This window comes from Asprobacillus argus (genome assembly GCF_032248395.1).
Taxonomy (GTDB): Bacteria; Bacteroidota; Bacteroidia; order Flavobacteriales; family Flavobacteriaceae; genus Polaribacter; species Polaribacter argus.
In genome coordinates this window covers 612,610-627,979 of sequence record NZ_JAVTTO010000001.1, presented here as the reverse complement: position 1 = coordinate 627,979, position 15,370 = coordinate 612,610, and the positions used below count along the sequence as shown (strand labels likewise).

At 36.4% G+C, this 15,370-nt stretch carries 13 protein-coding genes; 4 read left to right on the top strand and 9 right to left on the bottom strand.

The features are described 5' to 3' along the window. The first annotated feature begins 56 nt into the window (after nt 1-56). The gene (locus tag RQM59_RS02765; protein ID WP_349240532.1) at nt 57-506 is read left to right on the top strand and encodes a nucleoside deaminase; all 450 of its coding nucleotides are present in this window, start codon (nt 57-59) and stop codon (nt 504-506) included. Between the two features lie 7 nt (nt 507-513). Here the strand turns inward: RQM59_RS02765 and RQM59_RS02760 are convergent, their stop codons facing one another. The 4 genes from RQM59_RS02760 to RQM59_RS02745 form a co-directional block, all read right to left on the bottom strand. Further along, nucleotides 514-2,328: a M61 family metallopeptidase gene (locus RQM59_RS02760; RefSeq protein WP_349240531.1), complete on the bottom strand. Its 1,815-nt coding sequence runs from the start codon at nt 2,326-2,328 to the stop codon at nt 514-516. An 80-nt stretch (nt 2,329-2,408) separates the two neighbouring features. Then, nucleotides 2,409-3,533 carry a retropepsin-like aspartic protease gene (locus RQM59_RS02755; protein WP_349240530.1) on the bottom strand — a complete coding sequence of 375 codons (1,125 nt, stop codon included), beginning with the start codon at nt 3,531-3,533 and terminating at the stop codon, nt 2,409-2,411. A gap of 67 nt (nt 3,534-3,600) precedes the next feature. Then, the gene (gene dinB, locus RQM59_RS02750; RefSeq protein WP_349240529.1) at nt 3,601-4,818 is read right to left on the bottom strand and encodes a DNA polymerase IV; all 1,218 of its coding nucleotides are present in this window, start codon (nt 4,816-4,818) and stop codon (nt 3,601-3,603) included. Next, nucleotides 4,815-7,802 carry a DNA polymerase III subunit alpha gene (locus RQM59_RS02745; RefSeq protein ID WP_349240528.1) on the bottom strand — a complete coding sequence of 996 codons (2,988 nt, stop codon included), beginning with the start codon at nt 7,800-7,802 and terminating at the stop codon, nt 4,815-4,817. Before RQM59_RS02745 ends, dinB begins: the two co-directional genes overlap by 4 nt. Nucleotides 7,803-7,853: 51 nt before the next feature. Here RQM59_RS02745 and RQM59_RS02740 point away from each other — a divergent pair, with 51 nt between their 5' ends. The 3 genes from RQM59_RS02740 to RQM59_RS02730 all read left to right on the top strand — a co-directional run bounded on the left by RQM59_RS02740 (nt 7,854) and on the right by RQM59_RS02730 (nt 9,623). After that, the gene (locus RQM59_RS02740) at nt 7,854-8,630 is read left to right on the top strand and encodes an XRE family transcriptional regulator (RefSeq protein WP_349240527.1); all 777 of its coding nucleotides are present in this window, start codon (nt 7,854-7,856) and stop codon (nt 8,628-8,630) included. Nucleotides 8,631-8,683: 53 nt separating this feature from the next. Beyond that, nucleotides 8,684-9,190 carry a CvpA family protein gene (locus tag RQM59_RS02735; RefSeq protein ID WP_349240526.1) on the top strand — a complete coding sequence of 169 codons (507 nt, stop codon included), beginning with the start codon at nt 8,684-8,686 and terminating at the stop codon, nt 9,188-9,190. A 154-nt stretch (nt 9,191-9,344) separates the two neighbouring features. Further along, nucleotides 9,345-9,623 (top strand): hypothetical protein, encoded by a 279-nt coding sequence (locus RQM59_RS02730; protein WP_349240525.1) that lies wholly within the window; start codon nt 9,345-9,347, stop codon nt 9,621-9,623. A gap of 72 nt (nt 9,624-9,695) precedes the next feature. Here RQM59_RS02730 and RQM59_RS02725 read toward each other — a convergent pair whose 3' ends face one another. The 5 genes from RQM59_RS02725 to RQM59_RS02705 form a co-directional block, all read right to left on the bottom strand. Then, nucleotides 9,696-11,558, bottom strand: a complete 1,863-nt coding sequence (locus RQM59_RS02725) for a SulP family inorganic anion transporter (RefSeq protein ID WP_349240524.1) — start codon at nt 11,556-11,558, stop codon at nt 9,696-9,698. 101 nt (nt 11,559-11,659) lie between these two features. After that, a complete protein-coding gene (locus tag RQM59_RS02720; protein ID WP_349240523.1) occupies nt 11,660-12,304 on the bottom strand; it encodes a DUF2490 domain-containing protein in 645 nt (214 codons plus the stop codon). 9 nt (nt 12,305-12,313) lie between these two features. Continuing rightward, nucleotides 12,314-12,940 (bottom strand): carbonic anhydrase family protein, encoded by a 627-nt coding sequence (locus RQM59_RS02715; RefSeq protein ID WP_349240522.1) that lies wholly within the window; start codon nt 12,938-12,940, stop codon nt 12,314-12,316. Between the two features lie 42 nt (nt 12,941-12,982). Further along, nucleotides 12,983-13,771 carry a universal stress protein gene (locus RQM59_RS02710; protein ID WP_349240521.1) on the bottom strand — a complete coding sequence of 263 codons (789 nt, stop codon included), beginning with the start codon at nt 13,769-13,771 and terminating at the stop codon, nt 12,983-12,985. Nucleotides 13,772-13,782: 11 nt separating this feature from the next. Then, the gene (locus tag RQM59_RS02705; protein ID WP_349240520.1) at nt 13,783-15,363 is read right to left on the bottom strand and encodes a SulP family inorganic anion transporter; all 1,581 of its coding nucleotides are present in this window, start codon (nt 15,361-15,363) and stop codon (nt 13,783-13,785) included. Nucleotides 15,364-15,370: the final 7 nt, after the last annotated feature.

The following is a 15,370-nucleotide window of genomic DNA, read 5'->3' as shown; positions in this document are numbered from 1 at the left end:
AAATACGATTTTACAACTCAAATCCTTTTTGTATCATTGATGAAATATTTGATGGTATGATAACTCCTTTCGATGATACTTATTTTATGAAAAAAGCCTTGCAGGAAGCACAAATGGCTTTTGACAAGGATGAAGTCCCTGTAGGAGCTGTGGTGGTATTAAAAGATAAGATCATTGCCAGAGCACATAACTTAACAGAAACATTGAACGATGTTACAGCACATGCAGAGATGCAGGCGTTTACGGCGGCTTCTGATTTTCTAGGAGGGAAATACTTAAAAGAATGTACGCTCTATGTTACCTTAGAACCATGCCAAATGTGTGCTGGAGCTAGTTATTGGACACAAATAGGTAAAATTGTGTATGGAGCACCAGAACCACAACGAGGTTTTGTCAATTTAAACACGCAATTACACCCTAAAACAAAGGTGGTAAGTGGTGTTTTAGGAGAAGAATGCAGTCAACTATTAAAGAAGTTTTTTGTTGAAAAAAGAAACTTGAATTAACTTTTGCTTATTTCTTCCCTAACCAGGCAGTACGTTTTACTTTGATAGCATCTGTTACTTCCTTGCCTTCCTTTTCGAAGGATTCGATAGTATATCGTGGGTTTCTGCCTAAGGTAACTCTGGTATTTTTGGTAACCCCGTGACGGGTAAATACAAGGTCTATGATATCTCCTGGTTTGAGTGTGTTTATCATAGCAGAAAAGGTGTTTTTATCATTCAACCCCTTTCCATTCACAGAGATCAATTGATCTCCACGATCTAATCCCGCTTTGTATGCAGGACATCCAATAGTAGGCTCATTCGTAATACGACCTTGTCGTATGCGAGCACCAAAATAAGGCGTGTCTCCTTTTTGTGTTAAGCTTACCCCAACCGAAGCCAATAAAGTTTTATAATTGGGCATCTTGCTATCGTAAATATATTTATTAAAAAAGGCATTCCCGAAATCTTCACCTGCATAGGCATTTAATGCCTGGTTCAGGTTTTCAATGGTGTACGGAACTTCTTCTTTCCCGAATTTCTTCCATACCAATTTCATATAATCGTCCAAATTCAGGTTTCCAGGTTCGTTACGTAAGGCAAGATCCAGCGCTAAACCCAAGGTACTTCCGTAAGAATAATAAGATATAAAAGTATTTCCACGGTTTACAGGATCTACAGAACGTGCAGCATCTACAAAAGGAGCCTGATAGCTCATTTCAATGGGGTTAAAGAATTTTGTTCCGGGAGAGTTCCAAACATAGTTAAAAGTAGACGCGATACTTCTTAAATAACGATCTTGCTCCCATACATCAGCACGTAATAAGATGAGCCCAGTATAGTAACTGGTAAACCCTTCTGCAAACCATAGTTCGCCACTCATATTTGCCTCTTCAAAGTCAAAAGGTTCCAAAGATTTTGGTCGGATACGCTCTACATTCCAGGCATGAAAGAACTCATGTGAAACGGTACTGATCGCTCCACCTTGAGCCAAACTTCTGGTTGTGGTTAAAATGGTCGAATTTCTGTGTTCCATACCATCACCACTGGCATTCGGAATATAACATGCTAAGAAACGGTACTCCCCAAAGTCAAAATCAGGCAACTCCCCATATACCGCTTTTTGTTGCAATACTATAGCTTTTACATCTTCAAAATAGGTGTCTAGCTCAGCATCTGTCCCGTTATGATGTAGCACAAAGTGAACCGTTTGTGTTTTTCCATTTGAATCTACATCAAAAGATCGTATTTGATGATCACTGACCTCTGTAGGGCTGTCCATAAAGTATTGCAAGTCTGGAGCAGAAAAGGTATTTCCACTTTCCTTTTTTAGCTGTGTTGCTACTTTCCAATTCAGATCTTCACGAACATTAAAAGTAACCTCTACAGGCCGCTCTGCTTGTGATGGGGCAAACATAAAAGTTGCTGGAATGTTCAAATGCGCATGGGTTTCATCTACCTGAGCATAGGTTCCGCCGCCTCTATTCGCAAATAGGGTATAGGATACATGTACGGTTCCATCATGACTCTCCACCACCCATTGATACGGATCAGGACGTGTAATCTTTAACGCCTCACCAGCACTATTCGTGGCTTTTACATTGTATACATTTTTAGCAAACTCATGTAGGGCATATCTTCCGGGAGAAGTTCTACTCATACGAAAGGCAAATTTGCCCGGAGCTACGTCTGAAAATGTTACGTTAATTTCTGCTTCGTGATGGACTGCATTGTCAAAAGAAATAGAATAAACTATAGCTGTTGTAGCTTTGTTTTCTTGCTGACAACTACTAAAAAGTAGTACCGAGAAAAGCATACTAAGCAATGAGTAATATATACGCATGTTGATGAATTTTAATGAGTTGCTTTCAAAACTACATAAAAATGAAAGAAATCTATGTTAACAAAAGAATAGAGTTTTGGCTATTTGAGAAATGCTTTTTTAGAAACAGTTACCTTTTTACCACTGACCAATTCTAATTCAAAAGGTTTTCCAGAACTAACAACTTTCCGATAGTATTGATCCAGAGAACAAAAATCTGAAAATTGTTTTCCATTATAGCGTAAGATCTCATCTCCTTGTCGTACTCCCATATTCCATAGTTCGCTGTTTTCCTCTATTGCCATAATTCGCATCTTACCTTTACGATACATAACCGAACAAGAATAGCTCGAATACTGTTGCGTAACCTCGGCAGAAGAAAGGTATAGTTGATCATTTTGTAAACTCAGAAACAATTGTTTTTGGTCCCACAACCGATTCCCGATTTTAGTTGACTTTTTATTGTTGTAGTAAATGATAGGCGATAAAGTAACCTTGTCAGAGGAGGCTTTTGGAAATTTAAAAACAATGGGGTGAGATGAAGTGAGCGTTCCATTGATATCAAAGCTTCCGGTATAAAAGGAGGTTTGAGGATAGTCTTTTATATTGCTCAATGTATAATTTCGTTTAGAAATATTAGAGGATCCACCAGCGCCGGTGTCTAATAGAAACCTCAGGCGGTTGCTCTTGCCTTTGAGGTATACATAAGGTCGATTAGAACGAAAATCAAAATCGAGCTCATGCATGTTTTTTACCTGTGGTGGAACATGATTAGAAGGATACATAATAAGCCTCTTGTTTTTATAATCAATACTCCAATTGAGTTTTTTAATAATGTCTACTCCCAAAATTCCGTCGATACGATAACAGGAAAAAATGCTGTTGTTTTTAGTATTCAAGATACGATGTCCAGTAATTTTTCGACTTCCCAATTCTATAGTCCCACTTTTATAAAAACGCATACGACTTTTTAATCCACTCGATGAATTAATGGTTATGGTTTTATTGGTTCTTTTCAATGTTTCTTTTGCCCAACCATAGGCCACAGTGTGTTCAGCCCCTGTGTCAAAAGCAAACTGCTTTTCTACACCATTGAATGTAATGGGTATAATGATCAAGCCTAGGTCATTTCGAAAAGGAATGGTGTCCTGAAAAGATTGAGCGTATGTTGCTCCCCAAAAAGAGATTACAAAAAGAAATATAAATGACTTACGGATAGCGGACATAATGTTTAGGTTTCTTTCAAAACTACATAAAAACGAGCGGTTTCAAAAGAAATTAAACGCCATGAGGTTAGGCTCTACGATTTGCTAATAGTGGAGGAGGTTCTCCTGTAAAAGGATTCCATCTAGAGATGCTTTTCGCTTCCATTCCTTTGGCGCGAATTACAGCACGATCGCCATAGCGTTCTCGCATTTTATCCATGGCCTGGTAGAGGTTTAAGATCTTTTCATCATCATCAAAAATATCGATCTGATGTCCGCCTGCTACCAGATGAGAAAAACGAACACCTACCAACCGAACCAACATACGACGCTGATATAATTTCTTGTACAACTCTTTAACAATAGGAATGATCTTATGATCTGCACTACTATATGGAATCCTCTTTTGCATGGTATAGGTTTGAAAGTCGGAATACCGAATTTTAAACGTAACACAAGCAGTCAGTTTATTACCTCTTCGTAGTTGATAGATCAGGTTTTCTGCCATAGCCATAATGATTCCTTCTAATTTATGGACGTCTGTGGTATCCTTATCAAAAGTTCTTTCTGTAGAAATTGATTTTCGTTCATGATATTGCACTACTGGGCTATTGTCTATACCATTGGCTTTTTTCCAAATAGAAACCCCATTTTTACCAAATACCTTTCCCATCATTTCCAAAGGCATTTCCTGAATGGTTTGGATTCTTTTGATGCCTAGATCACACATAGAACGATACATCACCTCGCCTACAGAAGGTATTTTTTTAACAGACAAAGGAGATAGAAAAGGCTTTTCAGTGCCTTTATCGATCTTGATCTGGTTGTTCGGCTTAGCTTCTCCAGTAGCAATTTTTGACACTGTTTTGTTAGCAGAGAGGCCAAATGAAATAGGAAGGCCTGTTTCTTTAATGATCTTACCTCGAAGTTCTGAAGCTAATTGATGACAACCAAAGAACTTATCCATTCCAGTAAGATCTACATAAAACTCATCTACAGAGGTTTTTTCATACAACGGCACAGATTCTTTGATGATATCGGTAACGGTATCTGAAAACTTGGAATAGATACCTGAATTTCCTCTAACAATAATAGCTTCTGGACATAATTGCTTTGCCATTCGCATAGGCATGGCGGAGTGTATGCCAAAGGTTCTTGCCTCATAGCTACAGGAAGCAACGACACCCCTGTCTGATGTGCCACCGATCAGCACCGGTTTTCCAATGAGTTTACTGTCTAATAAGCGTTCACAGGAAACAAAAAAGGTGTCCAGATCCATATGTACAATAGAACGAAAATCACTCATAATACCTGTTGTTTTATTTTTTGTGCAGTCCTGCTATCAGCATAACGAGGGTCTTCTATAATGTGAAGTCGCTCCATTTTAATGACATCGATATTAATACATTCAAACTCTTCAGTGACCTTGCCGATGATTCTGTATATTCCTTTTCCCCTAAAGGGAAATCGTTTTGCAACAGGAGGGAAGTGAACCGTATCTATAAAATCCCCGTCATAATCTAGAAAATTTCCAAAGTACATTTGTTTTCCTCCAGAAGTAGTTGTTTTTTTTGTGGTTATCAAGTATCCTTCAATAGAGATAATTTTTCCTATAAATCGAGGAAGGTGTTCGGCTCTTAAGGGATTCGAAAAAGATTCTTGTAATAGCTCAAAAGGGTTACATAACGGATACCCTAGTAATTCTATTTGGTCAAAAGCGTTTTCCAAATCAGAAGAGGTGAGTGTTGGCGTTTTGTAGGAGACCCATTCTGTTTTGAAAAGCGTCATTTTGGGTGCCTCAAACGTTACTTTATTGATCTTCATATGTGCATCCCATAATAGCTCTCTTTTGTTGATTCCAGTAAATCGAAACGCATCTATTTTGATCAAAATACTGATCTGTTCCATAGAAATAGAGACGCGCTCTATAAAATCATTTAAAGAGGTAAATATTCCGTTTTCTGATCGTTCTATTAAGATATGTTGAATGGTTTTTGCTTCTAAAGACTGTAAGAACATAAACCCTAGAAAGATCTCATTTTTATAAATGACAGTTTCCTTAAAGCTTTTATTGATGCAAGGAGCGTGAATTATTCCCCCATGCATTCTGGCTTCATGAACATAGAGTTCTGTTCTGTAGAATCCTCCAAAATTATTAATGGTAGCTACCATGTATTCCAAAGGGTAATAAGCTTTTAAGAAAAGACTTTGATAGCTCTCTACAGCATAGGAGGCAGAATGCCCTTTTGCAAATGCATAGCCTGCAAAACTTTCAATTTGACGCCACACGTCTTTGGTGAAATTTTCTGGCTTCCCAGAAGCTTTACAGTTATCAAAGAACTTGTCTTTTACTTTTAAAAACTCATCTCGAGAACGAAATTTCCCCGACATCCCTCTACGTAACATATCGGCTTCTCCTAAGGTAAGTCCTCCAAAATAATGAGCAACCTTAATTACATCCTCCTGATATACCATGACCCCATAGGTTTCTGGCATAATATTGAGTAGTACAGGATGCGCCTCTTTTCGACGTTCAGGATATCTATAGCGTAAAATATACTCTCTCATCATCCCAGAATTTGCTACACCAGGGCGAATTACAGAACTTGCTGCTACCAACCCTAAATAGTCATCCACTCTTAGCTTAGTAAGTAGCATACGCATGGCGGGAGACTCTACATAAAAACAACCAATAGCTTTGGCGTGTTTTAGTAAATACCGAATACGTTTGTCTTGTTTAAATCGCTGAATGTCATGAATGTCGATGGGAGGCTTATCAGGATGATTTTTTTGAACAATGGCCACAGTGTCTTTGATCTTACCCAAACCTCGTTGACTTAAAATATCAAATTTATACAAGCCAATATCTTCTGCAACAACCATATCGAATTGAGTCGTTGGAAACCCTTTTGGAGGCATAAAAGTTGCTGTATAATATTGAATAGGATTTTCTGAGATAATAATACCTCCAGCATGAATACCCAGATAATTTGGAAGCCCTTGTATTTCCTTACTATAGATAACGACGAGTTTAGAAAGTTTATCTAATTGATCAAAACGATAATTTCCCGAACTTAAGAGATCAATTTCTGATTTTGGTAAGCCGAAAACCTTCCCTATTTCTCTAATAGAGGCTTTGTACTTAAAGGTGTTGTATACAGTAATAAGTGCTGTATGCTGAAACGTTTTGAAAATAAATTGAGTAATATCGTCTCGATCAGTCCAGGAAAAATCAATATCAAAATCAGGAGGGTTCTTTCGGTATAAGTTGATAAACCGCTCGAAATACAGATCTAGTTCAATAGGGTCTACATCTGTGATCCTTAAAAGGTATGCAATAATACTATTTGCGCCACTCCCTCTACCTACATAGAAATATCCTTTTGAACGGGCATATTTTAAGATCTTCCAATTGATTAGAAAATAAGAAACAAACCCTTTTTCTTTAATAATACCCAACTCTTTTTTAATTCTAGAAAGAATAGTATTGTCGGGATTTTTATAACGATAGTGAAGCCCTTCGTAGGAAAGCTTTTCTAATAACCGATAGTCCAAAGCTTCATTACTCGTATATGATCGCTGATTATTGGGGGTTTCTTTAGAAAAGTCGAAATGGATAGCACATTGTTCCAGTAAACGTTCTGTATTTATACGAATTTCAGGAAGTTCTTCAAAGGATCGTGTTAGCTCCTCAGGAGAAATAAATACGTGGGACTCTTTTCCTTGTTCGGAAAGAGGGAGTTTACTGAGGAGTGCATTATTATCAATAGCCCTGAGTAAACGATGCGCATTAAACCCTCTTTTATTTTGAAAGGAGATTGTATGAAAAACAACCAATTTATCTGTGTGATTTTTCCATATAGAAAAAGGAATTCTTTTTACATTCTCGATAGAGACTCCTATAAATTCATGAGCCTCCAGTTTAGTGTCAAAATGTTTTTCAAAAGGATAGATCACAAAAACATTTTTTAAAGAAGGTGCTCTATAAGGAACCGTATATTCCTTTTCAGATAGAAGGTCAGAGAGGTATTGATTTATGTTTTGGAAGCCTTGGTTATTTTTGGCCAACATCACAAACTCTTGTTTTGCCCCGTTTCTAAAATCGACACCAACAACAGGACGAATAGAAAAAGAAGGTGCTAACCGAATAAAATCTAAACAAGCAGAAGTATTGTTGATATCTGTAAGACACAAAGTTTTGATCGACATCTGCTGCGCCAATTGTAAGAGTTTTTTAGGAGAGACTGTGCCATACCTAAGACTAAAGTGGGAGTTAGTATTCAAAAACATTTATCAAAAATAACTATTAATTGTAGCAATGATTGCTTACATTTGTAGCAAATGAATTATATAGCAAAGAACATACGGCATTTAAGATCTTTAAAAGGACTTACACAGGAACAACTAGCAGAAGAAATACAGACAACACGATCTAGAATTGGTTCTTATGAAGAAGGAAGATCGGAGCCTCCTATACAACTACTGGTTATATTTTCTGAATACTTTAAACTCCCTATTGATATTTTAGTGAAGAGTGATTTAAGTTATGCAGATGATTTTTCGTTTATAGAAGTAGGAAATCAGCGAGTTTTATTTCCAATTGCTGTTGATGAAGATAATGAAAACCTGATTGAAGTGATTCCAATAAAAGCTTCTGCGGGATACCTTTTAGGGTACGACGATCCCGAGTATATTCAACAACTTGAAAAAATAAAACTGCCTTTTTTACCTACAGGTAAGCATCGTGCTTTTCCTATCAAAGGAGATTCTATGTTGCCTTTAAAAGATGGTTCTTATGTTGTGGCAAAGTTTATAGATGATATTCGAGAGGTAAGAAATGGGAGAACGTATGTTGTTGTTACAGCGAATGATGGAATGACCTATAAAAGAGTGTACAATCAAATAGAGGAAAGGAAAGCATTACTGTTATCGCCGGATAACAAAGAGTATGCATCTTACCATGTTCCAATTTCTGAAGTGTTAGAGCTTTGGGAGTTTACCTGCGCTATTAACACGCAAGAGTATGACGAACGAGATCTAAAGATCAGTAGTATTTTAAAAATGTTCAATGATCTAAAGGTCGAATTAGAAGCTTTTACAGGGAAAGTAATCCAGTAACTTTTTTTATATAGATAACGGCTAGTTACTTATATTTGAAAAAAATTAGAAAGATGAATGTCTTCGACATTATACTTGCCGCACTCTTAATATATGGTTCTGTTAAAGGCTTTATAAAAGGATTGTTTGTAGAGGTTGCCTCTCTGGTAGCCCTTATAGGTGGAGTTTGGGGGGCGATTCACTTTTCATATTTTGCGGCAGGGATTTTAAAAAAGTATGTTTCCTGGGAGGAAAATTATATTTCTTTAACGGCTTTTGCGATTACTTTTATTGCGATTGTTATAGCAGTTTCTTCTCTAGGTAAAATGTTTACTAAATTAGCCGACTTTGCGGCACTAGGTTTGGTAAATAAGATTTTAGGAGCCGTTTTTGGGTTTCTTAAAACAGCTTTTATCTTGAGTATTCTGTTAATCTTTTTTAATAGAGTCAATTATAGTTTCTCCTTTGTAGAAAAAGAAACTCTAGAGGAATCGATTTTGTATGAGCCAATAAAGAGTATTGCGCCCGCTATTTTTCCATCGATCATTAAAGAGGATAGCGTAGAAATACCAGAAATATAAAATTGTATAGAATTATCATTAAAAAAACGTAAATTGCTGTTTAATTGGGGAAATGAATTTAATTTATAAAATATCTTTTTTTGTACTCCTGTTTTCTTTAACCCCAAGGGTTAAAGACTGCACCGTTCTCAAAAACAATTCCTTCACATATAAATTGGGTAAAAAAGATGTGTTGGTGGTTTTTACAGAGAACAGTCACACAGAGTATCATGATGATAAGAAGTATACGATCAAGTCTTCTATAGACTGGATTTCTGATTGTGAATACTACTTAACCATAGATGAAGCTACGCTTCCTGATTTCCCTTTTTCTAGCGGTACCCGATTGCATATAAAGATAACGAAGATCAAAGGAAACAAGATCTATTATAAATCTACCATGGGAACTCGATCCTGGGAAGGGCGAATGATGAAAAACAAAACACCTGACTAAAGAAGAACTTAAAAGAACTCATAAAAAAACCACAGTATATACTGTGGTTTTTTAGTTTTTAAGAACCTTTTATTAAGAATCTTTGTGTTCCTTAATCCATTTTAAACAAGATTTAAAATCGTCAAACATACATTCTTTGGAAATCAAATCAGGAATGATATCTATACGTTCCATCATGTACTTGGGTTGTTTTTGTACATCTACAAAGAGTACGTTCTTACCTTCTTTTTTAAGGTCTACTAAAATATCTTCTAATGTATATAGTCCAGATTGATCTATATATTGCATTCTATCCATCCTAAAGACAATGGTAGATGCCGAATTAGGTATTTTTTGTGCTAATTGTTGGAAGTCACTTGTAGAACCGAAGAATAATGGTCCTTTAATATGTTTGATAAAGACTTCTTCCTGTAATGAATTCGTAAGTCCAACTTCATCAGCCCACGGTTCTTCTTTTAAAGACTTTACATTGGACCTCTCTGCTGTAAGATCTCCAATTCGTTTCATAAATACTAAAGAAGCAATAACTAAACCTATTCCAACCGCATTTACCAGATTCCAAAATGTAGATAGGATCAAAACGACTAACATAATTAATACTTCTGAACTTAACTTGAATGGAAGGATATTAAACTTGATGTCTCTAGGTAAAGAAGGAATTGCTTTTAAACCTTTGTAGTCCATTACACTAATACCAACGGTAACTAATATCCCTGCCAATACTGCTGCTGGAATTTTAGAGGCAATAGGACCGAGACCTAATACAATAACTAAAAGCATAAGTCCGGCAATCATTCCCGACAATTTTGTCTTTCCTCCAGCATTAATGTTTACCACAGTTCTAATAGTTGCCCCAGCTCCTGGGATTCCTCCAAAGATGGATGCAATACTATTTCCAATTCCCTGACCAATTAATTCTTTATTAGGCTTATGCTTGGTCTTTGTCATATTATCGGCTACCACACTTGTTAATAAAGAGTCAATAGCCCCTAATAAAGCTAATGCTAATGCAGTAAAAATATAAGGTGTAATATTGGCAAAACTAAAACCAGTAATAATCTCCAGATTAGGTATTGGTAAGCCTGTAGGGATTTCTTCTATAGGTCTATAATCCAGTCCAAACCCTACGGCAATTCCAGACATGACCACCAAAGCTACAAGCGTACTGGGTATTTTGGTGGTAATTCGTTTAAAACCAAAAATGATAATAATAGTACCAAGAGATAAGATTAATTCTAACCAGTTAATTGATTTTAAAGATCTAGGTAAAACTCGTAACGTACCTACAACCCCTGAAGCCTCCTTAGCGGCCAAGGTTTTAGATTCTCGTAAAATATCTTCCTGTGTTATTCTATTTGCTCTGGTAACGGTTTCTCTAAAATCTTCTAACACCAGTATACCTTCTCCGGCCTCCTCCTTTAAGATGTTTTCTAAAATAAGCTCCTCTGCTTGCGGTTTAAACCTATTTACATACTCAGCGTCTTCTTTCGCGTCATATCCTACAGAAGGAGAGATTTGCGTAATGATAATGATGACACCAATAGCGGTCATAAAACCTGAAACTACAGGGTATGGAATATATCGAATATATTTACCTAATCCGATAAGGCCTAACCCAATTTGCATAAGACCGGCTAATAAAAATACGGTCAAGATTGCTGGGAGAGCCTTTTGCACGTCTCCATCGTTCGCGGCAATAATCCCTGCAATAACCACCATACTTACGGCTGTCATAGGAGCGGTAGGTCCAGAGATTTGTGTATTGGTTCCACCAAACATGGCAGCAAAGAAACTGATAAAAATAGCACCATAAAGACCGGCAGCAGGACCTAACCCTGAGGATACACCAAATGCAAGAGCAAGTGGAAGGGCTACAATTCCAGCGGTAATTCCACCAAAAGCATCTCCTTTAATATTCGAAAATAGATTTTTCATGTAGTATTTTGTTGATTGTGATTCTAAAAATAGGGATTTTATACTCAAAAAAAAACCGTTGAGAAGTCTCAACGGCTTTTTTAACAGATATTTTAAAGATGTTAGAAATTAACGAGCGTAATAATATTGATCTGATCTCGACTAGAAGTTTCAAAAACCTGGCTCATATATCCCAATTCAATTTTGAACCCTTTTTTAACCTTATAACCCAAACCGCCATAAATACGATTTCGATCAAAAACATTAGATTCTCCATTTAGAAAGATCTCATTATAAGCAGACAGGTAATATTTCGATTCTTTTTTCAAAGGGATGTTCATGCTTAAAAAATAACGAAAACGTGTTTTAAAATTGCTTTCTACAAAACGCTGTTCAAAACGGTATCGATGCTGCAAGCTAACACTTCCTATATTTTGCTTGGTAATGAACTGCTGATATATTCTGTGCTCCTCTACCGTTATCTGGTCATTCCCATTTCCAGTAAAATTCTCAGAATTAATATACCCATACCCTAGCAGAACATTACTTCTAGAACCCAAGTTATATCCTAAACCTGTTCGGATCAACAATTGCTCCATGTCTCCAATACCGTTGTAATTCCTGTATTGGATTTCATGGTGCAGGTTCCATTTTTCATTTAACTGCTTACTTCCAATATAGATCAACCAATTTCCTAAACCGCTATCTTGACTTTTAGCGGTAAAGGAAAATGAGATGAATACTATTGCTAATACAAGTTTTTTCATTGATCTTTCTTAGTAAAATGTTACCGAACCATCTTTGATATCGTACATTGCTCCAACGATCTTGATCTCTCCATTATCTTCCATTTCTTTTAGAACAGTACTTTGAGACCTGATGTTATCCATGGTCATATATACGTTCTTCTCGGCAACCGAATTTACAAAATCGATGTTCTTAGAGGTTCTTTCATTAGGGTCACTAGGTGCATCAACAGCTGCAACAGCTGGTTTTAGTTTACTGATTAATGTAGTTAAGTTTCCAAGTTTTGCGTCATCGCAAGCTCCTTTTACGGCCCCACATGCAGTATGCCCTAAAACGACAACTACTTTTGTTCCTGCTAATTTTGAGGCAAATTCCATACTTCCTAGAATATCTTCATTTACGAAGTTACCTGCAATACGGATACTAAAAACATCTCCGATTCCTTGATCGAAAACTAACTCTGCTGATACTCTAGAATCAATACAGTGTAAGATTGTTGCAAACGGATACTGACCTGTACTTGTATCAGTAACTTGCTCTTGAAGGTCTCTATCTACACCTTGACTGGCCATGAATCTTGCGTTCCCTTCTTTTAATAAATTAATTGCAGCATCTGGCGTGATTGCTGACTGTGTTTCTAATGTATGTGCTTTCATAATATTAAATTAAATTAAATATGATTGTATTATTGTTGTTTTTTAATTAGCAACTAATAGGGAAACGTTCAATTTCCCAACCATCTCAGTTATGTCCGAGGCAATATTTCGCTTTTTCTGTGCCCTGTTTATACACAGCAAGTTAATATTATTTTTGGATACATATTTAGAGAGGTTTTTAACCGCACTATCGTTGTGTTCAAAGACATATTCTAATACTTTTTTATCAGTTGGAATATGTGGTTTTTGCACTGTTGTCGGATTCTTAATCATTTGAAATGACTTTAAAGGCTCTTTAGCGTTATCTAGTAGTTCTTTGGCAAAGTCCATGCTAAAAGAAGTTTCTGTGCCATTAAGCACTCCTAAAGAAATTTCTTTATTGGGTTCTAATCCATTTTCACTCGCTGCTATCATAATTGCACCCGAGTGTTTTTTTAGTATAAACTCGGTAATACGATCTCCAATAAAGCGTAAGGGTTTTACTTTTCTTTTTCCTAGGACAACAATATCTGGAGCATATTCATCAATTCGTCTTTCGATTTCGCTTTTTACATTACCAAACGAAAACGTGAAATTAATATCTGCATTGTATTCTTGTGAAAAAAGAGTTCTTAGGTTCTTTATCTTATTGTCCGTTGTAGTAAACTCTTTATTAACTGCACGGTTTGCAGATAATTGATTATCGTTTTCAACAATTTCTGTAGGACTCTTTACATGAAAGAACTCAATAGAGCCTCCAATCATTTGAGCCAAGCGTACAGTGCTTTTTAGCATGCTGGTTGTATTTCCTTTTAGGTCTGATAATACTAATATTTTATAATTATTTTTCATGATGTTGTGTGTTAAGCGGTTTTAGGTCTTAGTTTAAAAAATTCGATAAAGTTATCAGGGTTTTCAACAGTACCCCTCTCAGAAACAAGCTTAATGTCGATATTTCGATCTTTTGCTTTTAATCGGAAATCCTGTAGAATCTCCACAATGTCATTATCAAGATATCTTGTTTTTCGAACATCTAGTTCTAAATAAGTATCTCTTGGTATGCTATCAAGCTCCTTTAAAATAGCTCCTTTATTAAAGAAGGTTACCTCTTCTGCTAAGGTCATTTTTATTTTATGAACCCCATTACTTTTGTCCTCAATATGTAGGAAGTGTGAGTTTTGAAAACTCTTAATTAAGATAACTACGATTCCAACAGCTAACCCTAGCGCTAACCCTTTCAATAGATCAATAAAGACGATCCCACCAACAGTAGTTACAAAAGGAATCCATTGTTTCCAACCTAACTGGAACATTTTCTTGAATAATGCAGGTTTTGCTAATTTATATCCTACAATAAATAGCACTGCTGCCAATACTGCTAAAGGTATTTTATTTAACAATGTAGGAATTAACATCACAGAGATCAATAAGAAAAAACCATGAACAATAGCAGACAATTTACTTCTTCCTCCAGATTGAATATTTGCAGAACTCCTAACAATTACTTGCGTAATAGGAAGACCACCAATCATACCTGAAATAATATTCCCTGTCCCCTGAGCCAATAGTTCTCTATTGGTTGGCGTTACATTTTTATCAGGATCCAATTTATCAGTTGCCTCTACACATAATAATGTTTCAAGACTAGCTACTAAAGCAATGGTAAAAGCAACGATCCAAATCTCTGGATTTCCTAATACGCCAAAGTTTGGAAAGGTAAACTGCCCAAAGAAAGAATCGAGATCTTCTGGAACAGGAACGCTTACTAATTGCGCCGATCTGAAACCTAGTGAATCTGATGATTGAGAGAAAACAAAAAATAATATCCCGACTACAACAGCGACTAAAGGTCCCTGGATCAGTTGAAATATCTTGGCTTTTTTGGTTAAAACTCTATCCCATAAAATAAGAATAAATAGACTGACTAAACCAACAATTGTTGGCCCTAAACTAATGTAGTTTAAGGAGTTAAAGATATCAGAGAATGTACCCTCACTATCTGCCTGGAAGAAAGTAAAGCCTCCTTCAATGCTGCTGTCGTATCCAAAGAAATGAGGAATTTGTTTTAAGATAATAATGATCCCTATTCCGGTTAACATTCCCTTGATAACGGACGACGGAAAGAAATACCCAATAATACCTAAACGGACCACTCCGAAAAGTAGTTGAATAACTCCTCCAAGAACTACAGCTAATAAAAAATTCTCGTAACTACCTAAGGTAGCAATAGCTGATAATACAATAGCAGCTAAACCTGCAGCAGGTCCGCTTACTCCAATTTTAGAGCCGCTTAAAGCTCCTACAACAATACCTCCGACGATGCCGGCAATTAATCCAGAGAACAAAGGAGCTCCACTGGCTAAAGCAATACCTAAACATAGAGGTAATGCAACGAAAAACACCACTATACTAGCGGGTAAATCGCTTTTAATAGTTTTAAACATGATATAA